At 54.2% G+C, this 24,931-nt stretch carries 20 protein-coding genes and 25 tRNA genes; 8 read left to right on the forward strand and 37 right to left on the reverse strand.

The window, feature by feature from the left end; genetic code table 11:
* The first annotated feature begins 109 nt into the window (after window positions 1–109).
* Window positions 110–1,570: a DNA phosphorothioation-associated putative methyltransferase gene (locus Pla22_RS17600; protein ID WP_165440726.1), complete on the forward strand. Its 1,461-nt coding sequence runs from the start codon at window positions 110–112 to the stop codon at window positions 1,568–1,570.
* Between the two features lie 27 nt (window positions 1,571–1,597).
* Here Pla22_RS17600 and Pla22_RS17605 read toward each other — a convergent pair whose 3' ends face one another.
* The 7 genes from Pla22_RS17605 to Pla22_RS17635 form a co-directional block, all read right to left on the reverse strand.
* On the reverse strand, window positions 1,598–2,905 hold the full coding sequence (locus Pla22_RS17605; RefSeq protein ID WP_146516099.1) for a DNA sulfur modification protein DndB: 1,308 nt from the start codon (window positions 2,903–2,905) through the stop codon (window positions 1,598–1,600).
* Between the two features lie 10 nt (window positions 2,906–2,915).
* The gene (locus Pla22_RS17610; RefSeq protein WP_146516100.1) at window positions 2,916–3,509 is read right to left on the reverse strand and encodes a hypothetical protein; all 594 of its coding nucleotides are present in this window, start codon (window positions 3,507–3,509) and stop codon (window positions 2,916–2,918) included.
* Between the two features lie 273 nt (window positions 3,510–3,782).
* A complete protein-coding gene (locus Pla22_RS17615) occupies window positions 3,783–4,598 on the reverse strand; it encodes a phosphoadenosine phosphosulfate reductase domain-containing protein (RefSeq protein WP_146516101.1) in 816 nt (271 codons plus the stop codon).
* Window positions 4,582–7,905, reverse strand: a complete 3,324-nt coding sequence (locus Pla22_RS17620) for a hypothetical protein (RefSeq protein WP_146516102.1) — start codon at window positions 7,903–7,905, stop codon at window positions 4,582–4,584. The genes Pla22_RS17615 and Pla22_RS17620 overlap by 17 nt, the downstream gene beginning before the upstream one ends.
* Complete coding sequence (locus tag Pla22_RS17625) at window positions 7,898–8,806, reverse strand: DUF4007 family protein (protein WP_146516103.1); 909 nt, start codon at window positions 8,804–8,806, stop codon at window positions 7,898–7,900. The genes Pla22_RS17620 and Pla22_RS17625 overlap by 8 nt, the downstream gene beginning before the upstream one ends.
* Window positions 8,796–9,989 (reverse strand): cysteine desulfurase family protein, encoded by a 1,194-nt coding sequence (locus tag Pla22_RS17630; RefSeq protein ID WP_146516104.1) that lies wholly within the window; start codon window positions 9,987–9,989, stop codon window positions 8,796–8,798. Before Pla22_RS17630 ends, Pla22_RS17625 begins: the two co-directional genes overlap by 11 nt.
* 247 nt (window positions 9,990–10,236) lie before the next feature.
* Complete coding sequence (locus Pla22_RS17635; RefSeq protein WP_146516105.1) at window positions 10,237–10,470, reverse strand: helix-turn-helix domain-containing protein; 234 nt, start codon at window positions 10,468–10,470, stop codon at window positions 10,237–10,239.
* 375 nt (window positions 10,471–10,845) lie between these two features.
* On the opposite strand from Pla22_RS17635, the gene Pla22_RS17640 reads away from it, so the two are divergent.
* Both Pla22_RS17640 and Pla22_RS17645 read left to right on the forward strand, forming a co-directional pair.
* Window positions 10,846–11,370, forward strand: a complete 525-nt coding sequence (locus Pla22_RS17640; RefSeq protein WP_146516106.1) for a hypothetical protein — start codon at window positions 10,846–10,848, stop codon at window positions 11,368–11,370.
* A gap of 102 nt (window positions 11,371–11,472) precedes the next feature.
* On the forward strand, window positions 11,473–13,215 hold the full coding sequence (locus Pla22_RS17645) for an ATP-binding protein (protein WP_146516107.1): 1,743 nt from the start codon (window positions 11,473–11,475) through the stop codon (window positions 13,213–13,215).
* Window positions 13,216–13,372: 157 nt separating this feature from the next.
* Here Pla22_RS17645 and Pla22_RS17650 read toward each other — a convergent pair whose 3' ends face one another.
* The 30 genes from Pla22_RS17650 to Pla22_RS17780 all read right to left on the reverse strand — a co-directional run bounded on the left by Pla22_RS17650 (window position 13,373) and on the right by Pla22_RS17780 (window position 21,518).
* The gene (locus tag Pla22_RS17650; protein WP_146516108.1) at window positions 13,373–15,031 is read right to left on the reverse strand and encodes a TROVE domain-containing protein; all 1,659 of its coding nucleotides are present in this window, start codon (window positions 15,029–15,031) and stop codon (window positions 13,373–13,375) included.
* A 452-nt stretch (window positions 15,032–15,483) separates the two neighbouring features.
* Entirely contained in the window at window positions 15,484–15,855 is a 372-nt protein-coding gene (locus tag Pla22_RS17655) for a hypothetical protein (RefSeq protein ID WP_146516109.1), read from the reverse strand.
* Between the two features lie 506 nt (window positions 15,856–16,361).
* Window positions 16,362–16,432 (reverse strand) — tRNA-Cys (locus Pla22_RS25315).
* A 76-nt stretch (window positions 16,433–16,508) separates the two neighbouring features.
* A complete protein-coding gene (locus Pla22_RS25980) occupies window positions 16,509–16,673 on the reverse strand; it encodes an SEC-C metal-binding domain-containing protein (protein WP_011123265.1) in 165 nt (54 codons plus the stop codon).
* A gap of 251 nt (window positions 16,674–16,924) precedes the next feature.
* Window positions 16,925–16,996: transfer RNA gene (locus Pla22_RS25320), tRNA-Arg, on the reverse strand.
* A gap of 32 nt (window positions 16,997–17,028) precedes the next feature.
* A tRNA-Thr gene (locus Pla22_RS17665) sits at window positions 17,029–17,102 on the reverse strand.
* A gap of 17 nt (window positions 17,103–17,119) precedes the next feature.
* Window positions 17,120–17,191 (reverse strand) — tRNA-Arg (locus Pla22_RS17670).
* 113 nt (window positions 17,192–17,304) lie between these two features.
* Window positions 17,305–17,376 (reverse strand) — tRNA-Ala (locus Pla22_RS25325).
* 104 nt (window positions 17,377–17,480) lie between these two features.
* Window positions 17,481–17,553, reverse strand: a tRNA-Val gene (locus tag Pla22_RS17675).
* Window positions 17,554–17,561: 8 nt separating this feature from the next.
* A tRNA-Leu gene (locus tag Pla22_RS17680) sits at window positions 17,562–17,637 on the reverse strand.
* Between the two features lie 189 nt (window positions 17,638–17,826).
* A tRNA-Leu gene (locus tag Pla22_RS17685) sits at window positions 17,827–17,911 on the reverse strand.
* Window positions 17,912–17,924: 13 nt separating this feature from the next.
* A tRNA-Leu gene (locus Pla22_RS17690) sits at window positions 17,925–17,998 on the reverse strand.
* Between the two features lie 12 nt (window positions 17,999–18,010).
* Window positions 18,011–18,082: transfer RNA gene (locus Pla22_RS17695), tRNA-Leu, on the reverse strand.
* Between the two features lie 13 nt (window positions 18,083–18,095).
* Window positions 18,096–18,166 (reverse strand) — tRNA-Ala (locus Pla22_RS17700).
* A gap of 20 nt (window positions 18,167–18,186) precedes the next feature.
* Window positions 18,187–18,260 (reverse strand) — tRNA-Leu (locus Pla22_RS17705).
* Window positions 18,261–18,324: 64 nt separating this feature from the next.
* Window positions 18,325–18,594, reverse strand: coding sequence for a hypothetical protein (locus tag Pla22_RS17710; RefSeq protein ID WP_040770237.1), 270 nt, complete (start codon window positions 18,592–18,594; stop codon window positions 18,325–18,327).
* A gap of 50 nt (window positions 18,595–18,644) precedes the next feature.
* Window positions 18,645–18,716 (reverse strand) — tRNA-Val (locus Pla22_RS17715).
* A gap of 24 nt (window positions 18,717–18,740) precedes the next feature.
* Window positions 18,741–18,811: transfer RNA gene (locus Pla22_RS17720), tRNA-Trp, on the reverse strand.
* Window positions 18,812–19,038: 227 nt separating this feature from the next.
* Window positions 19,039–19,113, reverse strand: a tRNA-Glu gene (locus Pla22_RS17725).
* 113 nt (window positions 19,114–19,226) lie between these two features.
* Window positions 19,227–19,299, reverse strand: a tRNA-Asp gene (locus Pla22_RS25330).
* 268 nt (window positions 19,300–19,567) lie between these two features.
* Window positions 19,568–19,639: transfer RNA gene (locus tag Pla22_RS17735), tRNA-Gly, on the reverse strand.
* Between the two features lie 85 nt (window positions 19,640–19,724).
* Window positions 19,725–19,796: transfer RNA gene (locus Pla22_RS17740), tRNA-Asn, on the reverse strand.
* 8 nt (window positions 19,797–19,804) lie between these two features.
* Window positions 19,805–19,875, reverse strand: a tRNA-Gly gene (locus Pla22_RS17745).
* A 52-nt stretch (window positions 19,876–19,927) separates the two neighbouring features.
* Window positions 19,928–19,998 (reverse strand) — tRNA-Thr (locus Pla22_RS17750).
* A 20-nt stretch (window positions 19,999–20,018) separates the two neighbouring features.
* Window positions 20,019–20,091: transfer RNA gene (locus Pla22_RS17755), tRNA-Lys, on the reverse strand.
* Window positions 20,092–20,131: 40 nt separating this feature from the next.
* Window positions 20,132–20,204 (reverse strand) — tRNA-Ile (locus tag Pla22_RS17760).
* Window positions 20,205–20,215: 11 nt separating this feature from the next.
* Window positions 20,216–20,288 (reverse strand) — tRNA-Lys (locus Pla22_RS17765).
* 165 nt (window positions 20,289–20,453) lie between these two features.
* Window positions 20,454–20,526, reverse strand: a tRNA-Pro gene (locus Pla22_RS17770).
* Between the two features lie 58 nt (window positions 20,527–20,584).
* Window positions 20,585–20,656: transfer RNA gene (locus tag Pla22_RS17775), tRNA-Phe, on the reverse strand.
* A 403-nt stretch (window positions 20,657–21,059) separates the two neighbouring features.
* Window positions 21,060–21,518 carry a DUF1569 domain-containing protein gene (locus Pla22_RS17780; protein WP_146516110.1) on the reverse strand — a complete coding sequence of 153 codons (459 nt, stop codon included), beginning with the start codon at window positions 21,516–21,518 and terminating at the stop codon, window positions 21,060–21,062.
* An 86-nt stretch (window positions 21,519–21,604) separates the two neighbouring features.
* Between Pla22_RS17780 and Pla22_RS17785 the strand changes: the two genes are divergently transcribed.
* From Pla22_RS17785 to Pla22_RS17805, 5 genes are all read left to right on the forward strand, one after another.
* Window positions 21,605–21,997, forward strand: coding sequence for a CoA-binding protein (locus Pla22_RS17785; protein ID WP_146516111.1), 393 nt, complete (start codon window positions 21,605–21,607; stop codon window positions 21,995–21,997).
* Window positions 21,994–22,554 carry a GNAT family N-acetyltransferase gene (locus Pla22_RS17790; protein WP_146516112.1) on the forward strand — a complete coding sequence of 187 codons (561 nt, stop codon included), beginning with the start codon at window positions 21,994–21,996 and terminating at the stop codon, window positions 22,552–22,554. Before Pla22_RS17785 ends, Pla22_RS17790 begins: the two co-directional genes overlap by 4 nt.
* 94 nt (window positions 22,555–22,648) lie before the next feature.
* Window positions 22,649–23,110, forward strand: a complete 462-nt coding sequence (locus tag Pla22_RS17795) for a hypothetical protein (RefSeq protein ID WP_146516113.1) — start codon at window positions 22,649–22,651, stop codon at window positions 23,108–23,110.
* Window positions 23,100–23,552, forward strand: a complete 453-nt coding sequence (locus Pla22_RS17800; protein WP_146516114.1) for a MarR family winged helix-turn-helix transcriptional regulator — start codon at window positions 23,100–23,102, stop codon at window positions 23,550–23,552. Before Pla22_RS17795 ends, Pla22_RS17800 begins: the two co-directional genes overlap by 11 nt.
* A gap of 4 nt (window positions 23,553–23,556) precedes the next feature.
* Complete coding sequence (locus Pla22_RS17805; protein WP_146516115.1) at window positions 23,557–24,900, forward strand: alkyl/aryl-sulfatase; 1,344 nt, start codon at window positions 23,557–23,559, stop codon at window positions 24,898–24,900.
* The last annotated feature ends 31 nt before the right edge of the window (window positions 24,901–24,931 follow it).

A 24,931-nucleotide genomic window follows, 5' to 3' on the forward strand; every position in this document is an offset into this window, starting at 1 on the left:
TGTCATGTCGTCGCGGTGCTTGTTACAGGCTAGAATTGTCCTCTTTCGAGCATTCTACGCTCGCGCAAAGCAGTTTGCGACATCACATGGTCAACACAGGAAAGCGGTCGTGATCGAGAACACGCCGGTAAAAATCAAGCGTCATCGGACGGCAATCAAACGAGCCAGCTTTTCGCTTCCCGTGAAGTGCATGCTCAGGGACGGCCTGCTCGATAAGTCAAAGACCATGTTCGATTACGGATGCGGGCACGGTCGTGATCTCGACTTGCTCGAAAACATGGAAATCGAATGCACGGGCTGGGATCCGAGCTTCCGCCCCGATGCGGCCATCACACGGGCCGAGATCGTCAATCTGAGTTACGTCCTCAACGTGATTGAAGATATCAACGAGCGATCTCAGGCACTTCACAAAGCATGGTCCCTCTGTGACAGTTTGCTTACCGTCGCAGCACAAATTGAGTTTGCTGCCCCCGATAAAGAACAGGAGCAATTCGGGGATGGTGTGCTGACCTCGCGTCAGACCTTTCAGAAATACTATAACCAGCATGAGCTTCGGGAGTACATCGAATCCGAGTTGGGCGAAGACGCGATCACCGCCGCGCCAGGCGTCTTTTATGTCTTTAAAGACGAGCAAGCGAAGCAACAGTTTATCGCGAACCGATTCCACCGACGGATCACGGTTCCTCGTCGGCGGATATCGGAGGTTTTGTTTGAGCAGAACCAAGACGTACTCGAACCCCTGATGGGGTGTTTGACGCAGTACGGGCGACTCCCGGCTCCTGAAGAATGTGAGCAAACAGCCGAGTTGGTCGACCGCTTTGGATCGCTTAAACGGGCATTCAAACTGATTCAGAAGGTGACCGACGAATCTCCATGGGAAGAGATCGCTCAAAAGCGAACCGAAGACTTGTTGGTCTATCTTGCGTTAGCTCGATTCAAGAAGCGGCCACCGCTTTCCAAGCTACCGGTAACGATCCAGCACGATGTTAAGTCGTTCCTGGGTGGTTACAAGATCGCGTGCGGGCGAGCGGATGCACTACTCTTCCGAGCTGGCGATCCTGACGCCATCGACCAAGCCTGCCAACGAGCGACGGTAGGCCAACTCGTCGACAACGCACTCATCCTCCATCGAAGCTCACTCGACTACCTCGAGCCACTACTGCGAATCTACGAAGGATGTGCCCGCGCCCTCGTCGGCGAAATCGACGAGGCGAACGTAATCAAGTTGCATCGCTTTTCAGGCAAAGTGAGCTACGTTGCCTACCCAGATTTCGAGAAGCTGCCTCACCCACCTCTTCGTCAACGAATTAAGGTCAGTCTGCCAACCCTCTCGATCGACCTGTTCGACTACTCGCACTGGCAAGATCCTCCGCTCCTGTTCCGCAAGGATGAGCTGCTGCACAATGAACACCCGAAAGCGAAACTCTTTCAAGCATTGGCGAAACAAGAAGAACGCGTTGGTCTATTGCCCACCGCCGACAGCCAACTCTCAGCTAGCAAGTGGCAAGCCAAGCTTGAGCAAGCTGGGCTGCAACTCCGGGGGCATAGGCTAATTACAAAAAACACATAGCCTTGAACTGATTAAACCACGCGACACCTAGGTGTCTTCACCTGAAGTGACATGGGAACCCGCCTCTTTAACGACCAAAACACTGAGATCCGATTCGGCTACCTCATACTGCGATCCACGAACATCCTTAAAATTCTTTCTGGCTCTTTTGATTTCTTGGATACTAGGTGGAGCAAGGTGGACCTTCAGTAGCTGTTCAAGCAACACGGTGTTTTCCTTGCCAGTAAGCATTTTTCCAGCGTCCGGGCTAAAGACGGCAAGCCATGGAGCCTCGGAAAGTTGCCACGGAAGCTTCGACAGCCTCTTGAGCAGCTCATCCCAACTAAGAACTTTTTGCACCATCAAATTCGCTGAAACTCGAGCAATCGCCTTCTGGATCACGGGCCTCATGAAAGGATGCCCCGTGCCCTCTGCATCCTTCGGTGCACGTAGTTCACGCGCGGATGAGCAAGCTTCAAGTTTGCTCTTTACATCACCGCAAGCAACTAACAATTCATCAATTCGAGCACTTACCAACTCGTAAGCCGCTTCCAAAATTACGTCGCTCGGTCGGCGTGTACGGTCATGTAAAACTGTTGGCTGATCCCACGATAGAGATTTGATAACGTCATAAAGGACCGTAAAAGTCGTCAGTGCTCTCGCCTCCGTTTTTGGAACACTACCTGACGCGAGTTTCAGCTCGCCCTCCGCGCCTTGCGAAAGGATAACGCGAACCCTGCCATCTTCCTTCAAAAACGGATGCTCTTCCACAACTCTTCGCGTCAGAACAGCAAACGCATCGTCCTCATCAAGAGCGATATTCTCGGCCGCACCGGTTTGTTTTGCATTCCGATTAATATTCGTGAAAAGCCTTCTGGTGCGGAGGCGACCCTCATCGTTGTCGTAATGAGTAACGAGCAACACGCAAATATCCTCCTTGCCAATTTCCGGCTTTTGCTTGATGGCATCTTTGATTGCCTTTAAACGATGCTGGCCATCCAAAGCGAAGTACTGCTGTGTTCCATCAAAGGTCAGAACACCGAACTCACGATCTAAGCCGTTGAGAATTCCATCGGGATCGTCCATTGAGAGCCGTGTGTACTCAGGCTCGCCTCCCCAAGCCGCGACAACCATCGAACCCAAAAACCGGTGCTCAGACTTCACTAAGTACTCAGTTATGCCCTTGGTGCGGCTTGAAATCCCTCTCTGAATTAGCTGTCCGAGTTCTTCGTTTGCACCAAGCTCGAAAGCAAAGTTAACTTGCCGTGCAACTTCGCCGTACTTCATCATGCAAATGTAGTACTTCCAATCGCCGACAGAGCATTGGAAAGCGGGAATGAAAGTTTTGTTGCTCATGTTTGTCTCGTTAAAAAGCAGGTTCAGGTTTACTCGGGCGAAGTCTCGTTCCGTGTGTTCGGTTTATCGGCGGATTGAAAACCCTGATAAGCTGACGCTCAACAAGCTCAATCTCTTTCGCGTCTATCAACGGTAGAGGAAGCATCCAGAATTCCAACGGGCGTAGGTTCAAGAATTTCCGCAGGCGTTGCTCTCGTGTAGTATCAGCTGTCCGATCCCAAAGGGTATTCGGATCGCAGTTAACAAATTTGCGGTACTCTGAATAGTACCGATCTCGAATTGTGTCCGTTGTACCATTCTCAATTCCGGCTTTACCCACATAGAGAATATAGTTCACACACTCTTTGCCATTCGGATCGAACGCAAACTCGAACGGGGGACGCCAAACAAACATGTAAACACCACGTTCCCTTGGAAGTGTGGTGTGAAGTGAAGATGTAGCAACATGGCGCTCCCACTTTGCTTCAAACCCGTGAACGAAATCGCAAATTTGTCGGCAGTGTTCAAAGTCAACCAATTTTTCAATTCTTGGCTGAAACTCAAGGCAAGCCGCAGGCTCATCGCGATGACGATGGACAGCTGAGATAAATTCTTCATCGTTCATATTTGAAATGGATCATGCTTTTCGGATCAACAAAAAATGATATCTGTCAGTCGTCGTTCGTCGTCTGTGCCCGAGATGAACCTGCAAACGTAATACGATCTTTGACAAGGGGAGACGAAAACTGATGGCATCTTGAAGTGTTTCTTTGGTAATGACATGCCAATTCTCTTTTGTCTATCCACACACTATAGTCCTCGCCGACTTGCACTACTCCAATCATGAAATCCCAAAGTTTGCTTTTGCACAAGTCGGTTTTTCAGGCACGATTGCGTTCTACAGATGACAGATCGCACAACCCTGTGATTCATCAAGAATCGGCAGGGGTTGCTCGGGGAGGTCGGCAATTTCGTCAAGCGTCCTGCCTTCGCACCAAGTGAATCCGTCTGAAAGTCGTTCGTATTCCTTCGCCTTGTCGAATAGGTCAGGGTGATACTTCTTGAGCCGTTGCCATTCTCCGATCTGCTGATAGAAGCAGAAATAGCAGCCGGATCGTGAACGCCATTCGTAGTAGCTGGGGAGCCCCACGCCGTTGCTTTCAAGCAGCATTTTGATGTCGGCCAAGCCCATTCCATCGTCTTTAAACGGGTAGACAGGGATGATGTTTTGCTTGTTGGAAAGCGACGGGGGCTTTTTGGTAACGTAGCCGTCCCGATTCTCGTCGGCACGAATGCCTATGTAGCTGTATGCTTGCCGCTGGCCAATGAAGTCCTCAAACGGTTCGATCTTGAGAGCCCTTGTACACCATCGACTTCGGGGGCTTGGCAGGTAGCCACCGAACTTTTCGTTTAGAATGATGTCAAACGGATTTCGATCGGGCTTGTTGCGGATGTCGAGCAGTGTGATTGCATTCAAACGGCGAATTGTTTTACCGAGGTAGTCCTCGAGGGTCTCGAGGTATTCGTAAGTCTCCTCAAGCTCGCAGTCGGTGTCGCAGAAAACGTATTCGGCGCAGGCGTGGATTTCCGGATACTTCGTTCGGACGTAAACGGCGAGCGCGGCAGAATCTTTTCCACCGGAGATGTTTACGATATGGAGCGTCTCATCGCTTTTGTCGCGAACGCTTTCGAGTGCATCAGTGATTGACGCCATGGCGGTTTGCTCCTTTGATTGAGTTGAATTGTTTCAGCATGGTCTTGGCCTCATCTTCACCGACGAGATCGGAAAGCTGATGATAGAGCTCTTGTATGCGGCCGAGGACCAGTCGAGATAGCCCTTCCTGCAGCTGCGGCGTGGGAGCTGGGAACGTTCGGGCGGAGTTCTCGATTTTGCTGACGTAGGCGGTGAATTCGCGATCGAACGCGGCGGCCATGCTGTCGTCCCATCGCCGTACCGATTTTTTGACCAGCAAGCTCGCCAAGGAGTCAATTAGCAGCGAATCGGACTCGTACTCGAGTGACATTCGCGACAGCATTCCCTTCGCGACGCCATCGCTAAGCTTCTCGATGAACTGACCTGGGAAGAAGCTGGCCCATTGCTTGGCGATCGCTCGAACGCTTTGGTCGGAGTTGGGGTCATTGCCGACGGTCAGAGATGCTCGAACAATTTCGCTGGCTTGTTCGGTGTAAGAAGACGCCACATTCTCGAGTTCATCGACGCATTTACGAATTACGTTGATTAGCGATGTGGGTTTATCGACTGACTTCGATAACGCCTTGGGCAACTCGGTGAAGAAAAGCTGCACTGGGTCGTTTACTCGTGTGATGGTTGCACGAAAGCTGTCGGTGTCTTCGGAGAGCCGGCCGGTGGTGAACGCGGCGGGGGGAAGTTGGTGCTTCCAGGCTTCCAATGCGTCGAAGCAGTGGCGGACAAGATCGTTTTCTTCGATCTCGTAATTGGCGACCTTGCTGAAATGTTTGTAGAGGCCGCGTAACAGCTTCTGTTTGGATGCGTCGATGTCGAGAACGAGGATTTGATAGTCGCTGGGGAACTTGCAAATGTTCTCGATATCGGATGGCAAAACGTCGTTGAGATACTTGCCCTTGTGCATCAACGAGATCGCACTTGGGAAAGCGCGAAGTGCTGCGGCGAGCAGGATCGGCATGACGCCGAGTCGCAATCCGAATGGCGGCGATTGAAGTCGCGCAAAGAGTGCTTGGAATGTGGTGGGGCGATCCGATGATTCGGTCAGAAACTTTCGGAAAGCTCCCCAGACGGCTTTCATTCCAGGGTCTTTGAGTGAATTTTCGTGGACGTAGCTCCAACGATCGGAGGCCTCGTCTTTGCGGTACAGGCCGGTGTGCAAGAGCACGGTGTTGAACATCGAGCGATCGGGGAAGAAGCCTTCGAGTCCGAGACGTTCGCGGCCGTGGCGTTCAAGGATCGCCATCGTCAACTTCTTGCGGGCGTTGACCAACGCGGGCGATGGCTTTCGTCGGTTGATCATTTCGTTGTTGATCATCGGCGTCTTGGAAAAGACGTTGGCCATGATGGCGGAGAACGATCGTCGCAACTCGAGTGAGTTTGATCCGTCGATTCGATTGCCGTCGTGGAACCACTTGGCTCCCGATGCCGATGGTGTGACGAGGCGATCAATCAGCTTTTGCAGATGCTCCAGTGCGTCGTCGGTCATCTGTTGCAATTCGGATAACGCGATCGGATCGGATTCGACCAACTCACTATCTTGTTGCATTCGTTGCAGGGCGCTGACTTCGATGGCGGCGTCTCGTAGCGGTAGCGGGTCACTGGGGACGGCGAAAAAGAGTCGCTCTTCGGTCTTGGCTTTGGACGCGACTTCTTCGGCCATCGCGAGGTCTTCTTCGCTGTCGGCCAGCAAGTAGGCGATATGCCCGTCGCTGTCGTCTGCGATGTGATTGATCACCCAGGATTCGATGCTATTGAATTGGTCCTTTGTGAGATACGACCCAGGCAGAAAACGACGAATGCAATGGGTGTCGTTGTATTCGACGGGCTTCCAAACGGGCGGTGATGCTTCCCGGTTCAAGAAGGTGACCAAGTCGAAGTCAGTACCGAGCTTGGAACGCTCTTCATCGAGTCGGCCACGGAGATCGAGGTCGGTTCCGTGCCAGACCGACACGTCATCGTTGTGGACGCGGTGCAACAGGAGTTTGCGACCAAAGAGGTCGCGAAGGATCTTGTCAGCTTGCTTGGGTTCGTATCCGTTGATGGCGAACTTCATCAGATCGACGGTAGTTCGCGATCTTGCGCCGCTGGTACCCAGGCCAAGTAGACACGCGGTCTTCAAAGCGTTGACGGCGGATTCGTCGTCGGGGAGTTTTGAAATGGCGCTCTCGGTTTCGAGCCATTGCCGATAAGTTCCACCGACGGCGGTGTCGGCTCGCATGGCTGGTGAGAAGAAATCGTACAGGTCGCTGACGCGAACAGGCGTGTTCAAGTCGCAGTTGTAAAGGAAACTAAATAGCGTTCGCTCGTTTTGGGCGACGCGGGCGGAGACTCGCGGCAACAAGTAGAGCGCTGTCGGCTCCATCGGATACGCCGTCTTGAGCAGAGCCGACAAGTCTCGGACGCTGAAACCGGAGAACAGGCCGAGCGAGAGGCAACTTTTTGCAGTCGCCTGTGTTGCTTTGCATTCGATGTTCGACGGCGCTCGCGACTGAATGACTTCACCGATCAATCGGTAGATTTCTTTGCTGTCGTCGACGTACTGGATCGTTTCAAAACGACCTTCGATCTTTTTCCAGTTGGATCGGATCGCCTGCGGCAGACCGGAAGCGTAGTGCGAGAGTCCTTGGTGAAGGATCGCACAGAACGTGATTGGGAACGCTTTGGTGCGAGAGGCGATCTCGGCGAGCAATTGGATTTCAGCCAACTCGTCGCCTCGGCCTTCGGCGACCAGGCCTTCGAGATGGCGTCCAAATTCGTCCCAAACGATCGTGACGCGATCGCATTCCATTTCGTCGCAAATGCTTCGGATCAGCTTGATGACTTCGGCAATGTCGTTCTCGTCTGAGTTGCGAAGTTTAGTCCAGCGTCGAACGCCGATCCGCTTAAGCGAGTCTGCTGCGGCTAGCCTCAACTGCTGGCCGACGTTGGCAACATGTCCGTGAAGACAAAGTGACAAACCTTTCTGCTTCGTGCTCGCGCGTCGTCGTTTGGCAAAATCGGCCAAGTCGGGACTGACGACTTCGAGACGCCGGTTAATCTCCAGACGCACAGGACCGGAAGACTTGCTATTTTCGACCAAGTGGCCGGCGTATGCAGCAGTCAGCGATTTGCCGGAGCCGTACGGAGCGACCAAGAAAAAGGCACGTTGGTCTTCGCTGCCTAGCAAAGCTCGGATCAGCGGGACGCATTTAGCGGTCGGCCGGAAATGGCTGATGCGTTCGGGAAAGTCGGCGTCGAACGCGATGTTGATCGAACGCAAGAACAATTCGGCATCGACGCTTTGAGCTGACGGCTTGTTTCGTGTTTTAGACATGAGCGAGCTCCTCGCTGGTTTCATAAAACAACGTCGCCCAATCTTCGGCTGGCATGCAGTGCAGCCGAATGGTGCGGTCGCCAGCCATCCCCGCAATCTGGATAAAGTGGTCGGACTGTTGTTCGATTTGCGACACGGTTTCAAAGAGCGTCTCGCTGCTTAAGCAAAACACTCGACCGGGACCACCGAATTTGCGAGCGGCTTCTTGAAGTTTGATGTCTGTGGTTTTGGATTCCCGCATGGCTTCGGGGAATGCGAGCGATGTGACGTAGCCAAAAACGTTGGTGGGAATTCGCTTTGCTGCTTGATGAACGTGAAAGTAACCGGACGTCCGGTAGTAGCTGAGCAGACCCAGTTCTCGGAACGGGCAATCAGCGCCGTCTTCGGGGTCGTCGTTTCCGGCGGGCACTGCACGGGCGTAACTGAGCAGCATGCAGCCAAGATCACGGGAGAGCGTCGAAGTGCTGGGGACACGTTTTTGCGACGACTCGATGAAGCGGCGAAGCGACTCGAGGCAAACAGCTCGATCAAATCGGTCGTGACTGAAGTTGTTGAAGAACCAAGACCAGGTTGTCGTTGCGTTGATATTGTTAACGAGATTCGCGTGCAGGATCCACCAAGTGCCTTCGTTCAAGAAGAACGGATCGTAGTCCCAGATGAGTTGCCCGAGCTTGGTCGGTTGAAGTAGCGTCGCACGCCCACGGGATTCTGTACCGTCGACTTCAGCAAGTCCGGTGACCATCAACCAATGACGAACCGACTTGGCCATGTTGCGGCCGACACCGAGATAGTCGGCCACTTCTTCGTCGAGGAATTGTTCTGGCGTTTCCGCTACCAGCTTCATGCCTTTGTGAAGCCACCCTTCGCGAACGGGGAATGTTTCGTGACCGCTAAACTTCATGCTTGGCTGCTCCTTGCAAATAATCCGACTGCGACGGCGGCGATTGAAAGCCCGAGAGACGGGCGACTATCGAAACCAACTTCGCCGCAGCGGTTTCGACTTCCACCATTGTGTTTTGATTTGAAAAACTGAACCGCACACTCGCGAACGCCTCATCCTCGCTTAAACCCATCGCGCGAAGAACATATGACGGCTCAGGGCGATTGCTTGTGCAAGCTGAGCTTTGTGAACAGCGAATCCCCTCGCGATCGAGCAACGCGACTATGGCCGCGCCGTCGAGTCCTGGAAACATCATGTTTGTCGAATTGCAGAGCCGATCTTCCGTACTGCCGTTGATTTCAATCTGCGGAATCGCGGAAAGAACTAAAGACTCAAATTGATCTCGCAATTTAGTGATGACCTCAACCGCTGCGTCAAATGATCCTTCCCTTTCACTTGCGGCTCGACCGAACCCAATAATGCCTAGCGTGTTTTCGGTACCTGGACGAAGTCCAGTCTCTTGATTGCCTCCACGAAACAATGGTTGAAGCGTTCGCGGCTCTTTAACGCACAAAGCGCCAATGCCGGTCGGTCCATGCATTTTGTGAGCTGATGCGGTCAAGTAGTCGATACCGGTCCCCGAGAAGTTAACGCGCAGTCGGCCCGTAGCTTGAGCTGCGTCGCAATGAAAGGGCACTTTAAACCGCCGACAGATAGCAGCGATCTCGCGAATCGGTTGGATCACACCGGTTTCGTTGTTTGCCCATTGAACCGAGACGAATGTCCCACCATCGGCAACCGCGGCAGTAAGTGAGTCAATATCAAGGCGACCATCACGACCAACAGGCATTCGCGTCACCCGAATCCCTTCCGCCTCTAGAATGTTTGCGGTTTCGATCACGCAGGAGTGTTCGACCTGGCTGGTCACTAAATGCGGCGATTGATGACCACGAAGGGCGTTAGTCAATACCCAATAATTCAGCTCCGTTACACCGCTGCCAAAGACAATGCTTTCGGACTTGGCCCCCAACAACAACGCCACCGAGTCCCGAGCCTGCATAATCGCCCGTCGAGTCTTCTCGCCGGAACGGTGTTCGCTGGATGCATTGCCGAAATCCTGATTGATTGCCGTCGACAACGCTTCACGTACCTCATCCGAGGGATGTGTTGTGGCGTTGTTGTCGAGGTAAATCTCAGGTTTCATTCGGACTCCGTCCCTCACGGGCTTTGATTTGCTAGCATTTTACGGAATGAGTGAGAAACTTGCGACGGGCGTAGCGTGCTTGATCTCCAAGCCGGTGTTATGGCCGACCGGTTGGAGGATACAGGTAAGCTGTGACACGTTTGGTCCGGCAGTGGCAATGAGGCGAGAGGTTGTCGCCTTCGCGCCAGCACACGCTCGAGGCCATTTCTGGCAGCTCCGTCGCTTACTAGGCGATTTCCTTCGCCGTTCATTTTCCGAAAAACTCGTCGTGTAGCCTTTGCCCAGCCGGACCCAAATCGACGAGGAGTTTTTGGATCTGCTTGATGGCAAGAGGAGACGGTTGGACCTTGCCATTTTCCCAACGGTTCACGGTTGAGAAGGTCACCCCGAGTTTCGCCGCCAGCTTCTCTTGGCTGATTTCCAGCTGGCCCCGAAGTGATTTGATCAATTGCCCAATATCCCTTGATCGTGTTGCAGTCATCGGCTCTCCGTCAAGTTTTGCAGATGCTATATCATCTGCACTACAGCTTACGCCTTCTCCGAAAGGGAGTCAACGAAGGGTGCGGACGGAAAAAACATTGGCTGCGACAACAATCTCGGCTAAGCGGAAAAAACCATAAGTCATTGCCCGCAAACGACTTGGAACCACCAGCGCTCGTGTTCGTTAACGCGCGCATACATTTTTTCATGCTTTCCCTTGTTGTGAGCATGCTTGGGCTGTCCCATAATCCATGTGCTCTGGCCGATTCGACCGACGTGGCGGGTTTGGCAAAAACCGAGCAAACCAATGATTCCACTGTTGGGCGTGACTGCACCTATCTTTTCAGGGCGGTTGGGCACCAAAGGAGCTGTTTACATGATTTCTGCGCCAACATTGCGCTTTGATTGCTTTCTGCAGTTTCAGGAGCGGCTAGGCCACTTCTCACCCGGTTCTCCCGAATACGAAGAGGCGGATATTGCTTGCCGGCTCGCATTGAATCCTCGGCGCTCTACTGAGCCCGCCGAGTTCTTCTCGCGAAACCTTCGACGTGATGCTCGCCGAACTTTTGTTCGGCAACCCAATCAACCGGTCACCTTCAGCAGCCTGAAGGATCCCCAAAAGGATGACGGTGACGCTGCCTGCGAAGTAGCTTCGCCGAAGCGTTCTTCGTGTCGACCGATAGACGAAGCAATCGCACTTGAACTGCTTTCGCGGTTAAGTCAACGCGTCGGTCACATTCCGGGTGCGCTTCGTTGCCTCGATGGGATGCTGACGAACGAATCTGTCAAAGACACGGCGACCGCGATGGTGGTTTCCGAGCGTCGTGTTCATCACGTGCGCGGCTTGATCCGGAAAGCCTATCAAGACATGACCTGTCGCGATGAAACGTCCGACAGTTAGTTCCACAAACCATTTTTCCAAGCCGGCTACTCTCGGTAGCCGGCTAAGTCACCCGGTGCTGGTCGAGCGAATGCCGATCGGCTCAAAAACAGGAGTCTTTCAATGAACACAACAATCAAAGCCATTCCAATGGTCCTTGCCGGCCAGGCCCTAAATTCACTTCGCGATTCAGGTTATGACCTTGCGACAGCTTTAGGCGAACCGGTCGACAACAGTCTCGAAGCGAATGCAAATCTCGTCCAAATTCGACTCGATCAATCAACCAACGATCGAGGCAAGAAGCACATTCATCAGATTGTCATTGCCGATGACGGTGATGGAATGAACGAAGATACCCTGTGGCACTATTTGCAACTGGGATATTCCTCGCGATACATGAGCAAGAAGACTATCGGTAAGTACGGCGTAGGTGCAAAACTTGCTGCGCTGAACTTCGCACGACGAATCGACGTGTGGAGTCGAACGGCCGATGGTCCATGGCGGCATGTCTACTTTGACCTCGATGAAGTGCGGCAGGGTGAACAAGGTGGCGAAGTACCAGGGATCGCCCAGCCGGAAGAGATGGAGGTACCCGCTGAACTAAAACTGAAGCTACCTTCGTCAAGCGGTACGATTGTCGTTTGGTCCAAGGTGGACCGCTTGGAGGATGGGCGGCGAGCACCTGACGCCAACGAGCTTCGGCTCGAAGTCGAAAAGGAACTGTCGCGAATTTTTCGGTACTTTCTTCACGGAGGGCGAAGGATCACGGTTAACGAGACTGACCTAGTTCTCTTTGACCCTTTAATGTCGATGGATCAGAGTTGGGCAGACCAGGTATTGAGTGATCATTACAGCAACGCAAAAGCGACCAAAGGTGCGAAGAAGAAACCACGGGAGGAGCACTTCGGCTCAAAATTGATTTGGGAAGAGCCAGTGAAAATTGAGGGGCACGAAGCCTTGGTTCGCATCACGTTGTACCCTCGCGAAGTTCTGCGAAAACGCGGGACCGGCGGTGATAAGCTCGCAAAAAAGCTTCGTCTTCCCGAGAACGAAGGCAAAATCTCATTTGTTCGACTTGATCGGGAGGTTTCATACACGAATGTTCCCCGGATTTTTGGGCGGGCCGTCCAGGAGCCTGATCGCTTTATAGGAATCGAGGTTTCGTTCACGCCGGAATTGGATGACTACTTTGGAATTCGCAACGTCAAACGCGGTGTTGAGCCACACGGCGAACTTCGCGAAAGAATCCGAACGATCATAAAAAAATATGTCACGACCGCTCGGAAAGAGATTGACGAAGTCTGGGGTGCAGCTGCAAGGGATACGCTAAGCACGCAGGGTGAACATGCCAGCATCCTTGATGCCGCGAAGAATGCCGGTCGAACACTTCCTAGTGGGCGAGCGAAAGGCCCGGAAAGCCAAGAAGAAAAAGACCAACTATTGGACGATCTCGCACGAGATGTGGTGGGGTCCGACGTCGATAAAGAAAAGGAACGACTTGAGTACATTGAACGCTTGAAGGAACTCCCTTTCGTGGTTGAGTCGGTGGATTTTCCTGGCACGCAGTTCGTCGATATCCAACACGTTGCTGGCAAGGTTCTGATTCGCCTGAATACCAGGCATCGTTTCTACCGAGAAATGTGGGCACCAGTTCGAGAGATTGCATCTCTTGATGCCGGGAGCGTCTCAGGTGCCGATGCCGTGAAGGCAGCGCGTCGCACAATCGAAGCGTTGACATTGATGATGATTGCATTCGGTAAGGCCGAATCAATGCATGAGGATCCGCAGGAGCAATATGGTGAACTGAGAAGCTACTGGGGGCAGTTCTTGAGTTCCTTGATGGGCAAGGTGAAGGACATCGTTTAGGCCTAGAGGCTAGAAAGTACTAACGGTAGCCAAATTGTCGGATCACGAGGCTGCGGTAAACGACTTGTTAAAGCCCAACGCAATCAGCGGTAAATGAATGAAAACGCCCGCGGGGGATTGCTCCTCCACGGGCGTTTATTGTTGTTCGTCGTTCGACTTACAGTTCGACCGCTTCGACTTCGCGGACGAAGCGGGATGCGTCGTTTTCTAGGAACGATGAGACGACGTTGAACACGGCGTCACCGAAGCCACCGATGTTCAGGATGTCGTCTCGCTCGGGTGCCTGGCTGGTTCCGTAGGGTTGGATGTCGATGCAGACTAGCTTTGGATCGACAATGCCGTGTCCGCGCTGCGTCTTCTTGAACTTCTCCCATTGGGTCATCACTCCGGTTGAACCGTTTTGGCCGTAGCCGTAACGTCGTCCCGAGGTGATCCAGCTTTCGTTGTCGCTGACCAGCACGATGCCGGCGAAGGCTTGCTTCGCGTAACGTGTGTTGGCTTCGACGAATGGCAACGAGCAGTCCGTTCCGCCGCCTCCGTACTTCGACAAGCGTGCTGACAGTGACAAGATTGAATCACTTGGATCGACCTTGACCTTGTAAGCTTGAGTATCGAATGGAATCACGACGCTGTCTGGGTTACGACGCAGGATCGCTGCTGCGAACAGTGCCGCAACATCGACGCATCGCATCTTCGACATTCCACCGCGACCACGGTTTCCCGTGACTGGGCAGCCCATCGAACCTGACGTATCGAGTCCGATGATGACTGGTCCAGGCAGCGTTGGCACGTTTCCGCACGCAATCTCGGCAGCGTCATGCAACGCCGTCTTGATTTGGGCTGGAACCTCGTCCGATGCGTTCATGTAAGCCGCCAGGAACTGGTACGGGAACTGACGGCTGCGAGCGATCGCGTCGCGGTCAGCCAGTTGGCCGGCCACGTAGTCGATCATCGCGTTGTCGGTTCCTGCGAATCCGAGGATTCCAGGCTTCTTGAATGCGTCGTGACGCAAAAGCGTGTTGAGGTTCATTCGCAGTGCTTGCGGTCCCATTTGTCGGGCAATCGCCTTCCAAACCAACGGTCCCTTGGCTGCGTCGGCCAGCAAGTCCCATCGAACTTGCAGGTCGCCGGCGATCAACGTTTGGGCTTCGGCCGTGTCGGCTGCTCGGTAAGCGACCAACGACTGCACCGTCGATGGCAGGTGGTCAGCCGTAGCTGGTGCCCACTTCTCGACTGGCTTGTCGGTCAACCATCCGAACAACGCTCGACGCGCGTCATCCTTTGGCGTTGGACGTGCCATTCGCAAGATGTCTCGCAGGCTTGGATCGTTTCCGATCGAAGCTGAGAGCAACTTGCCAACAGACGCGTCGTTCAGCCATCGTTGGAACGCACGCTGCAGCGATGACGACAGGCCCTTGCGACCGAACTGTCCTGAACGAGTCATTTGGAAAACGGTGCGCAGAACGCGGCCGTTGTCGGCGACTCGGTCGAAGACTTGGTGCATCAGCTTGGTGTCTCGCGTCGACAGTACGACCAGCAGCGCCGCAGGCATGTCCTTCATGTAAGCACGCTCACGTGAGTAGACGGCCAGCTTTGCCAGGAACTCGTTGTCGTGGATCTCGTCGATCAGCTTTCGCATTGCGTCAAGTTGGTTTTGTGCGGACGCGTAGTAGACGTTGCCGAACGTGCCGGTCGCCGCCATTTGGGCAAGCGCGTGCTTCGCTGACATCTTGTACGCTGGGCCGCCTGCTTCGTTGACGACAGTCGCTCGTGGCAGGACGCTGGTGATGCTTTGGAATAGAGACTTGTTGGCCATGTTTGACCTCCTCGATTGAAAACGGATGTGTTTGAACATCCGGGCAGCCGCCAGTCTTTGGAAAAGACCCAAGGCGGCGAAGTGAAAAACGCACTCGACGAATTGTTGGACAGAGATCCCGCAGGATCGTTTCCGAGCTAGCGGGGCGGGAGTCGAACCTGCAAAGCCATGTACTCCGTGCCGGCAGTCGAGTGTGTGCGGTTGAATGTGGGATAAGCTTCCAGCTTGTCGGTTGTTGAATGACAGGCAGGATGCCTATCCCACAGGCAGTGATGCACTTGATGAAAAGAAAAACACGATCGACGAAGTGGTGACCAGAGGTTGTTACGGCGCTCTACCACTGAGCTACGCCCCTGCGAGTTTGACAAGCAGTTGGGGCGGTGGGACTCGAACCCACGACACCCGGCTCCTGAAGCATGTACTCAGAATCGGCAGTCGATCGTGTGCGCTTTCTATTTCGTTTTCTTCTTGGTGGTCTTTCCCATTTGTTTCCAAAGGGAACGGCCGTTGTCTCGGTCGAGTCGCACTAGTTGTTGCTGTCGTGTGTCGAAAGCGATCAGGTTTCCCTTGGGTCGCTTCGCGTAAACGAACGGCAAGCAAACGGCAACGACTTTGTGCGGTTCGCCGGCTGCGCGAGGCAAGTAGCGAAGTCGAACGAGTTCGTCGATGGGTTGCGAGATGCCAGAGCAGTCCCACAAGTAGGATGGAAGTTCGATGATCTCGCTGAGGATGGTGACGTAGTCACCTTTGGCGATATCTTCGCCAGCGATCCTGGCCGCGACGGTGGTCACGGTTTTGGATCGGCTTTCGGTTGTGGTTTTCATGTTTCCGTAATCGTTGAAAGATTGAATGGTGCATGTGTGTTCTCTGCTGAATCGCGAGTGGGGATTACTCGCGGCCGGTCGGAATGGCGAAACAGGAATGTAAAACACGCATAGTTCGATCTCTCGAGACGATTGGGGAAAACGCGATTGACGAAGTGGGTCGACCAGACAAATTCGATGCTCTACCCACTGAGCTACGAAGCGAACGCGAGGATCGCTTTGGTGGGACTCGAACCCACGGCCGTCGAGGTGATGTAGTCCAATCTGGCAGTCAATCGTGTGCGGTTGGCGACGAAGTTTTGGTCAGACGTTGTTGACTGAGCTATCGACGATCCTTTCGGATGCCGAGCAGGATTTGAACCCGCGACCTCGCCGCATTGCGACGCGCTCTACCCATGTAGTCCGAACCGGCAGTCGCCGTGGTTTGGTTGAAGACGGATCGACGAAGGGACAACTCAGATGTTTCACATTTGCAATGTAATCCAAGCCTGCAGTCGATCAGTCAGAAACGCTGGTGGGAGTCGAACCCACTTTGGCCGGGTTGCAACCGGCTGCCTGGCCATCTGGCTCCAGCGTTTTATTGCTCGCGGGGTTGCCGCGAGCGTGTGTTGTTCAGTCGTCGTCTCTAAAAGTAGTCGTCGCGATTGACGCCATCACAGACGCCCCGATCGTAGGCAACAACGTTTGAACCGCTGACCGCTGCCGCATGGGCACAGGTCGTTTCGGCCGAGTTTCTCCTCGAGTTGCTTGCCTTGGATGATTCGGACTCCGCGTTTGACTTTCGTTTCTGACGGGTAGCCTTTACGACGTTTGCTCATCGGCTCGAAAGCATTGGGCGTTGTCGTCGTCACATTGGTGTTCGTATCGCATCGTTCTGCTCCGGTTTGAGTGTGAAAACGTTTAATTGTGCAAAGACCAATCGGCGAAGGTACAACTCAGATGGTTCACATTTTCAAGATGTAATCCGAGTCTGCAGTCGATCAGTCAGTGCTCTCGCCAGGAATCGAACCTGGTCTACGACCTTCGCAAAGTCGCGTGCGAATCCAGCACACTCCGAGAACATTTGGAGTAACCCGCCCAGGAATCGAACCTGGTCCGACAGTTTCGAAGACTGTCATGCTATCCAGCACACCCGCGAGTCATTTCGTTGTTTTCTTCATTCATAGTCACAAGAGCCGACGACTGGGTTCGCACCAGCATGAGCCGCTTTACAAGAGCGGTGCCTTTCTGCATCGAGCCACGTCGGCCTGGGTTGTCGCATCAGTAGCCCGACCAGGAATCGAACCCGGAACTTCTGGTTAGAAGCCAGAGATGATGTCCGTTTCACCATCGAGCCGTTTCAAACAAGCGGAAGGCGAGGGAGTCGAACCCTCATCACCCGAAGGTGGCACGCGTTAGCAGTGCGGCCCGGCAAACCGTATCCGGCTGCCTTCCGTAAACAATCGTGAGTGGACCGGAAGGGAATCGAACCCTTCCACCGACTTTGCAAAAGTCAGTCGCCTCCTTGGAACATGCCAGCCCATTTGTTTCAAACGTCACTCAGAGGTCCGTCCGGGAATTGAACCCGGTCTTCGTCCATACCACAGACGCGTGCTGCCGCAACACTTACAGACCGTTTGTGTCAGTGATCACGGATGGAATCGAACCATCGGTCTCCTGCTTGTCACGCAGGCGTCTTAGCCGCTGGACCACGCGATCGTTTGTCATGACCGAGGTGGGAGTCGAACCCACAAAGTCACGAGGCTCTCGACCTCGTCGCTTTGCCAGTTTGCGTACCCGGCCGAATGAAGTAGCGGATCCGGGGGTCGCACCCGGCGGTCCTGGCTTATGAGGCCTGGCTGAGCTCTGGCCCATCCGCATTGTTCTCGCATCGAAGTAGCGGGTTCGGGGGTCGCACCCGACGGTCCAGGCTTATGAGGCCCGGATGAGCCTGGCTCACCCGCATCGTTGTTTCACTACTGAAAGTGAAAGTAGCCAAGGCGAGAGTTGAACTCGCACGCCGCATGTGGGCACGACATTCTGAGTGTCGCGTGTCTACCGGTTCCACCAGTTGGCTGTATGAATCGAAGTACTGCGGGAGGGAGTTGAACCCTCAAACACGAACGTTTGAAATTCGCCGCTTTGCCGGTTTGCGTACCACAGCAAGTTGAGTCAGTGCTGAGGGCGGGAGTCGAACCCGCAAGCACTTGTTCCTAAGACAAGCGGCTCGCCGTTGGCCTACCTCAGCGTTTGCGAATAAGTGGAGCACCGGGGAATCGAACCCCGATTTTCTGCGTGCAAAACAGACGTCTTCCCGTTGGACGAGCGCCCCATGTTGTTGTTTCGTTTCAGTGCCCAGAGCAGGAGTCGAACCTGCAAACACTCGGGTTTAAGTCGAGCCGCTCGGCCAGTTGGCGTATCTAGGCGTCTTGTGTTTGGTGCCGTGGGAAGGACGCGATTGCTCACGCCCTTCCGTTGGCTGCCAACGTGTCATGCCCTGAGTCGCGGCGTACTATCGCCCGTTGACTTGCGGTGGTTTCGGATTGCCTTGCGGTAGTCCGGAACACGCTCGCCTTCGACGATCACGTCGCCGACCGTTTCAACCACCCAGCCATCGACCCAGTTGTCGTCGCTATCTTTCAGCTTTAGCACTCGGCCGACTTTGGCGAACTGCGTCGGGATGTACGAAGTCGTCACGACGCTGGCACCAGCGACGATGCGTCTCATCGCACATTGCGCGTACTTTACGTTTCTGGTCATCGTCGTCTCCTGGTTAGGCGGAATGAAAATTGTCGTAGCGAAGGTCGAAGTAGTCCCGGATGGAATCGAACGATCGTTTCCTGCGTGTAAAACAGGTGTCGTAGCCGTTGGACCACAGGACTTTGTCAAAATGTCGATCCGAAGAGCACGTCCCCAAGGATTTGAACCCTGACTAACTGGTTTGGAATCAGTAGTGCTACCGTTACACCAGAGACGTAGAAACTTTTCAAAACAAGTGGGAACGCAAGGAATCGCACCTCTCGCCGACTACCACACAATTAAAGGCAGAAGGGTTACAACCTCCCGTGTGGAAACGCTCCCAAGTTGTCGTCAAACAAGCGGAAGCCGTGGGACTCGAAGCCACAACGGTCTTACCCGCAGCTGTTTTCAAGACAGTGTCCTCATCCGGCCGGGTGACTTCCGTAGTTGCGTTATTGAACGCAGTGACGTGAGCGGGAATCGAACCCGCGGACTCCTGGATGAAAACCAGACGATTCTGCCATCAGAATCTACCACGCCGTTTTGTTGGCCAGCCTTGTCGCCAGCCGAGTACCGCATAGGAGTTTCGATCTCCTTCCTGCTGCCTGAGAAGCAGCCGACCTAGCCAGTAGTCGAATGCGGCGTTTGCAAAGCGATGGCAACGGGAGTCGAACCCGCAGCGACTTGATAGACAATCAAGCTTCCTTCCCAGAGGAACTTACCACCGTATCGGTTCAGGGTGACTAACCGGAATTGAACCGGCGACAAACTCATTCACAGTGAGTCTCTGGAAACCAGCACCAGATCTAGCCACAGCGCCGAGGACAGGAATCGAACCTGTGTGTGCCTGATTCAGAGTCAGGTGCAACGACCAGCAGTTGCCGCCTCGGTGTCTTCGTTTCATCAGCACTCCGTCCGGGAATTGAACCCGACCTGCGAGCTTCAAAGGCTCACGTCGCGACTACGCGCCGGAGAGAGTTTTCAACAATGAAAGAGTGTCCTGTGGGAGTCGAACCCACCTAGCCGGATTGGAAGTCCGGAACCTTTGCCGCTCGGCCAAGGACACTGAATATGCGGAAGTCTGAAGGGCGAGGTGTGAAACGAAGCGAGCTATTCCACACTTCTCGCTTCACCCTTCAAACTTCGCGAAGCTCCGGCGGATGGACTCGAACCATCACTCGTCTCCTTAACAGGGAGCCGCCTTACCATTGGGCCACACCGGAATTTTGCAAGCGCCCAGTGGGAGTCGAACCCACACTTCCGCCATGGCAAGGCAGCAGGCTACCGCTACATCATGGGCGCAAAAATGCATCACTACCAAATTGTCAAAGATCAATACGCCGAAGCGTTCAAGAGCACCGAGCCGGAATCGAACCCGCATCACCTCGTTACGACGGAGGAGTCTTGCCGTTAGACCATCAGTGCTTGCTTCAAAATGTCTCAAGTGGGATCGGTGAGAATCGAACTCACATCGCTCGGATTAAGAGTCCGATGCATTACCTTGTCTGCCACAATCCCATGTGTTGTTGTTCTCGGCGTCGTCGTTGTTTTGTTTCAGTCGGCGTGGCGGGAATTGAACCCGCGACCGTCGCCTTATAAGGACGCCGCTCTCACCCCTGAGCTACACGCCGATGCGTAGCGATGGGGCCGAAGGGAGTTGAACCCTCACCGAACGGATTAAAAGTCCGTCATGCTGCCAGTTACACCACAGCCCCGATGTTCGATCGCGGCTATGCGTTTCAATCGCAGTGCAGACAGCATGTTGGTTTTCCTTTCGTGTCGTTGTCGTAAGTGGTAGCCCCGAGGATCGAACTCAGCGCGACCCGCGTATCAGGCGGATTTGGGCGACCAGCCCTCGACTACCGTTGTCGTTTCAAAAGTCGGACACCTCGGAGTCGAACCGAGAGCCTTCCGCTCCCAAAGCGGACGTGCTTCCATCTGCACCTGTATCCGATGTTCTGTTTCTTCCATCGCCGCGGCGGTTGCCGTCGGCGCATATCTTCCTTGTCAGTGGGCCGGGAGGCGCTCGAATCCTCGTCTGCGGTTCTTCAGACCGCCGCTAGACCGTCTCAGCTACCAGCCCAAATTGGGTTCGTTGTTGGGGTTGCCCGTTCGATGCGGACACGAAAAAAGGCTCAATGTCTGCGTGACACCGAGCCTTCATGAAGAAGTCGTTCGCTAATGAAAGCGAGTGTCACATCAGACGCGGATACGCCGGGGCATTATCAAACGACGGTGTCCCGCCGAAGAGATTGCCTTCGTGTATCTGTTCGAGTCGACTGGATTGAATATTCGTTAACATCAGAAAGCTCGATACTCGCTCGTCTGTGAATGTGACTTGTGTGTTCGGAGAGATAGACTCTCTCGCGGCCAGATGGTTCGCCAAAAATGTCAGCTTCTGCGAAAAACATTCTTGGCCGATGCTGCCTCACACGAACATGAAACACCGCTCAGACTCGAAAGTACTCATAGGACGCGAAAAAAGATCAATCGCGGGGTGCAAGGAAACGCAAGTGATGAGCGGCATGGGCAGAATGAATTTGCTCAATTCGCTCACGTGGCAGTCGCCCAAACGCTGGATGCGGAGCATAGTCACCAACGTGAGCGTAGAACCGAGACACGCTCGCAGCAAAAGCTTCAACCTCACGAGCGTCGTCCAGCTCCGCCGGCGGAACGAACATCGACGCTGTGCGAATTCCACGAGGTGAATCGCCGCCGAGAACTTTCGGCAAGAGGATCCGTCGCATCACAGGACGCAAGAACGCGAAGAATGACATCCACTTCGGATAGCCATCGACGCTCGGATCTTGCACGAGCGTTAGGTGACGGCAGATTTCCCCCAGCGACCAATTGCCATTCTGGTTGTATCCGCTCTGCAGTAGCGATCGTGCCTCTCGGGCCGCCGCGTTCAGATCGTCGAAGTGTAGTTCCCGCAGTTGTTCCATGCGGTTAGTTTAACGCGATAGGACATTGTTGAAACCGAAGTGCAAGCATTGTCGATGCAGAGCCAACCCTCGATACGAAACTCCCTATGAACTCAATCGAAAAGTTTCTCGCCGCAAAAACTTATGCAGTCGCCGGCGCATCCAATCGCCAACACAAGTACGGCAACAAAGTCTTCCGCGCCCTCCTCGCCGCCGGCCGCGAGACGTATCCGCTGAACCCGGTCACGGAAGAAATTGAAGGCCACAAGGCTTATCCGAAAATGGCGGACCTTCCCATCGTCCCCGAATCACTGTCAATCATCACGCCACCAGAAGTCACCCGGAAAGTCATCGCTGACGCGATCGCTGCCGGCGTGAAGAACATTTGGATGCAGCCGGGGGCGGAACACGAGCAGGCCAGTGAATCGGCACGCGAAGCCGGCATCAACGTCATCGACGACGGCAGTTGCATTCTCGTGCTTTTGGCCCGCCAATCATGACGCAAGCCGAAGTGGAGATTCGCAAGGCCACGGAACAGGATCGCGATTCGATTCTTGTGGTCCACACGAATGCCTTTGGCGAGGCCGAAGGTACGGTGATCGCCAAGCTCGTCGATGAGATGCTCAATGACGCTTCCGGCGAGCCAATGCTATCTCTTGTCGGTGAAACGGACGGCGAACTCGTCGGGCACCTACTCTTTACGTCCGCGAAACTCGAACCGGACCATGGCCAAGTCAGTGCAAGGATTCTCGCACCGCTGGCGATTGTGCAAAATCGACAACGTCGGGGGATTGGCGGTCGTTTGATCGAAACGGGGTTACGCCTGTTGGAGGAATCCGGCGTCGACCTCGTCTTCGTTCTGGGCTATCCCGACTACTACTCGCGATTCGGGTTCAAGCCCGCAGGTGTTCAGGGTCTTCAGGCAACCTACCCAATCCCACCGCAAAATGCAGACGCTTGGATGGTGACGGAATTGAAGCCAGGAACGATCGAGAATTGCAAGGGAACCGTTCGCTGCTCAAAAGCCTTGGACCATCCGAAATACTGGCTTGAGTGAGCCAGCATCCGTTTTTCTCTCCATAAGCATTGACTCGCCGATCTATACCTGTAATATACAGCTACATGCCTTGCCCGCGACTGAACCGAGTGATATGTCCACTTTAGAAAAACGCAGCGTTCGACTCCCGCGTCTCGCCCTCGTGGTGCGGATACTCTTTGCGTTGTTCCTTGTCGGAACCGGGGTCATGACGATGGGTTTCGGCATAAATGGGTACCCGGTGGGCGATCCGCCAACTGAGCTCGATCAATTCATGCTCGCGCTTGAGAAAACAGGCTACCTGATCTTTTGGGTTGGCTTGCTCAAGACGGTCGCTGGCGGGCTGATGTTCTTCCCGCGGACAACGCCACTCGCGATCCTGATGGCGCTGCCTTATGCGTTCAATATCTTGCTGTATGTCATCTTCTTTGCTCATCAATACCTCGTTGTCGGCCTTCCCGATTTCGCAGCGTGCGCACTGCTGATTTACTGCTACTTCGATTGGTATCGCCCGATCTTTGCTGGGCCGACGCCCGTCTCGTCTCAAGATTCTTCCGGAGGCGAACATGCAGTTTGACTCGGAATCCTCGCCTGGATTCGCGATCGGGCGTGTCGCCTATCTGATCCGTTCGGGAATGGCTGCGGTGCTGAAGAGCGCGGGTTGGCCGTTTTCGCCGGAGGAAACGCAAACATTGATCACTTTGCTGGATGCCGACCAGCCGCTGAGCATGAACGAGCTGGCGTCACTGATGATTCGTGATCCAACGACTGTGAAACGCCAGTTGGATCGGCTCGTCGAACAGAAGTTTGTCGAGCGAAGCGTATCGAGTGAAGACGCTCGCATCGTGATGGTCGGATTGACTCGCCGCGGCGAGCAGAAACTTCAAACCGTCCTGCCGCTGTTAGACGACTTGCGAAAAACCACGCTTAAAGGCATCTCGAAGTCGGAACTGGAAGCAACGCAAAACGTTCTGCAAAAGATGCAGAAGAACTTAATCAAACACATTTCAAAGGAATAGTCTCATGAACAAAATCATCTTCTCTCTCTGCCTTGTGCTATCCGGGGTCAGCGTCGGCGTTGCTCAGGAAGCGACAAACGCAACCCAGCGGCTGCGAAACCAGGGCGTCCAGTTCCAAGAACAAGTCGTCAAAGTCGCTGACAAAGTCCACGTCGCCGTCGGCTTCAGCCCCGCGAATGTTTCTATGATCGAAGGCGATGATGGACTGATCATCATCGACACGGGCATGTCGATTGATGATGGCACTCGCATCATGGAAGAATTCCGTAAGCTTAGTGACAAGCCGGTCAAGGCGATCATTTTCACCCACGCCCACGGCGATCACACTGGCGGCGCGGCGGCGTTTCTCGGTGACGAGCGACCGCAGATTTGGGCGCACGAGAATTTTGGTAGCGAAGCCGGTCCGTGGAAAGCCGGGGGGCTGACGTTTCAAAACGTTCGCGGTGCGAGGCAAGCCGGATTCAAGCTGCCGCCCGAGCAGCGGATCAACAACGGCGTTGCACCGGCCCGATACCCCAAACGCGGTGGAGCCGTCTTTTCATCTGGCAGAGAAACGGTGCCGACCCATTTTCTGAAGGGCGACCGCAAATCAATCAACGTAGGCGGAGTGGAAATCGAACTCGTTGCCGCACCGGGCGAGACCAACGATGAATTATTCGTCTGGTATCCGGCAGGCAAAGTCGTGTTCGCTGGCGATAACTTCTACCGATCATTTCCTAACTTGTACGCAATTCGTGGAACTCCCAATCGTAGCACTCGCCTGTGGGCCGAAAGCCTCGGCAAGATGGCCGACACAGATGCGGTTGCCTTGGTTGGCGGTCACACCAATCCGATTCACGGAGCAGTCCAAGTCAAGCAAGTTCTGATCGATTACCGCGACGCGGTACAATTCATCCACGACAAAACAGTTGAAGGGATCAACAAAGGACTGACGCCGGACGAGTTAGTTGAGTACGTGCGGCTTCCTGAGGAACTCGCAGGCAAAGAATACTTGCAACCGTTCTACGGACATCCGGACTGGGGCGTCCGAACGACCTTCAACTACTACCTCGGCTGGTTCGACGGAAATCCGTCCAACTTGTTTCCGCTGCCGCCCCAGGCAGAAGCCGAGCGGGTCGCAAAGCTGGCAGGCGGAACGGAAAAGCTATTGGAATCCGCCCGCGAAGCGCTGGCCGCTGACGACAATCAATGGGCCGCGCAGCTCGCTGATCACTTGCTTTCGATCGACGCTGACGACACAAACGCAAAGCAAATCAAAGCTGACGCCTTAACAAAACTTGCCAGCAACATGGTCAACGCAACCGCTCGCAACTACTACCTCACCGTCGCCCGCGAGCTACGAGAATGAATTCAGCTCCAACCGCTGCAGAAACACGATG

The organism is Rubripirellula amarantea, assembly GCF_007859865.1.
GTDB classification, from domain to species: Bacteria; Planctomycetota; Planctomycetia; order Pirellulales; family Pirellulaceae; genus Rubripirellula; species Rubripirellula amarantea.

Excerpts from the sequence above, each read along its gene's own strand:
- Pla22_RS17605 (WP_146516099.1), bottom strand. The coding sequence starts at position 2,905 with ATGAGCAACAAAACTTTCATTCCCGCTTTCCAATGCTCTGTCGGCGAT.
- Pla22_RS17610 (WP_146516100.1), bottom strand. The coding sequence starts at position 3,509 with ATGAACGATGAAGAATTTATCTCAGCTGTCCATCGTCATCGCGATGAG.
- Pla22_RS17615 (WP_146516101.1), bottom strand. The coding sequence starts at position 4,598 with ATGGCGTCAATCACTGATGCACTCGAAAGCGTTCGCGACAAAAGCGAT.
- Pla22_RS17620 (WP_146516102.1), bottom strand. The coding sequence starts at position 7,905 with ATGTCTAAAACACGAAACAAGCCGTCAGCTCAAAGCGTCGATGCCGAA.
- Pla22_RS17625 (WP_146516103.1), bottom strand. The coding sequence starts at position 8,806 with ATGAAGTTTAGCGGTCACGAAACATTCCCCGTTCGCGAAGGGTGGCTT.
- Pla22_RS17630 (WP_146516104.1), bottom strand. The coding sequence starts at position 9,989 with ATGAAACCTGAGATTTACCTCGACAACAACGCCACAACACATCCCTCG.
- Pla22_RS17635 (WP_146516105.1), bottom strand. The coding sequence starts at position 10,470 with ATGACTGCAACACGATCAAGGGATATTGGGCAATTGATCAAATCACTT.
- Pla22_RS17640 (WP_146516106.1), top strand. The coding sequence starts at position 10,846 with ATGATTTCTGCGCCAACATTGCGCTTTGATTGCTTTCTGCAGTTTCAG.
- Pla22_RS17645 (WP_146516107.1), top strand. The coding sequence starts at position 11,473 with ATGAACACAACAATCAAAGCCATTCCAATGGTCCTTGCCGGCCAGGCC.
- Pla22_RS17650 (WP_146516108.1), bottom strand. The coding sequence starts at position 15,031 with ATGGCCAACAAGTCTCTATTCCAAAGCATCACCAGCGTCCTGCCACGA.
- Pla22_RS17655 (WP_146516109.1), bottom strand. The coding sequence starts at position 15,855 with ATGAAAACCACAACCGAAAGCCGATCCAAAACCGTGACCACCGTCGCG.
- Pla22_RS25980 (WP_011123265.1), bottom strand. The coding sequence starts at position 16,673 with ATGAGCAAACGTCGTAAAGGCTACCCGTCAGAAACGAAAGTCAAACGC.
- Pla22_RS17710 (WP_040770237.1), bottom strand. The coding sequence starts at position 18,594 with ATGACCAGAAACGTAAAGTACGCGCAATGTGCGATGAGACGCATCGTC.
- Pla22_RS17780 (WP_146516110.1), bottom strand. The coding sequence starts at position 21,518 with ATGGAACAACTGCGGGAACTACACTTCGACGATCTGAACGCGGCGGCC.
- Pla22_RS17785 (WP_146516111.1), top strand. The coding sequence starts at position 21,605 with ATGAACTCAATCGAAAAGTTTCTCGCCGCAAAAACTTATGCAGTCGCC.
- Pla22_RS17790 (WP_146516112.1), top strand. The coding sequence starts at position 21,994 with ATGACGCAAGCCGAAGTGGAGATTCGCAAGGCCACGGAACAGGATCGC.
- Pla22_RS17795 (WP_146516113.1), top strand. The coding sequence starts at position 22,649 with ATGTCCACTTTAGAAAAACGCAGCGTTCGACTCCCGCGTCTCGCCCTC.
- Pla22_RS17800 (WP_146516114.1), top strand. The coding sequence starts at position 23,100 with ATGCAGTTTGACTCGGAATCCTCGCCTGGATTCGCGATCGGGCGTGTC.
- Pla22_RS17805 (WP_146516115.1), top strand. The coding sequence starts at position 23,557 with ATGAACAAAATCATCTTCTCTCTCTGCCTTGTGCTATCCGGGGTCAGC.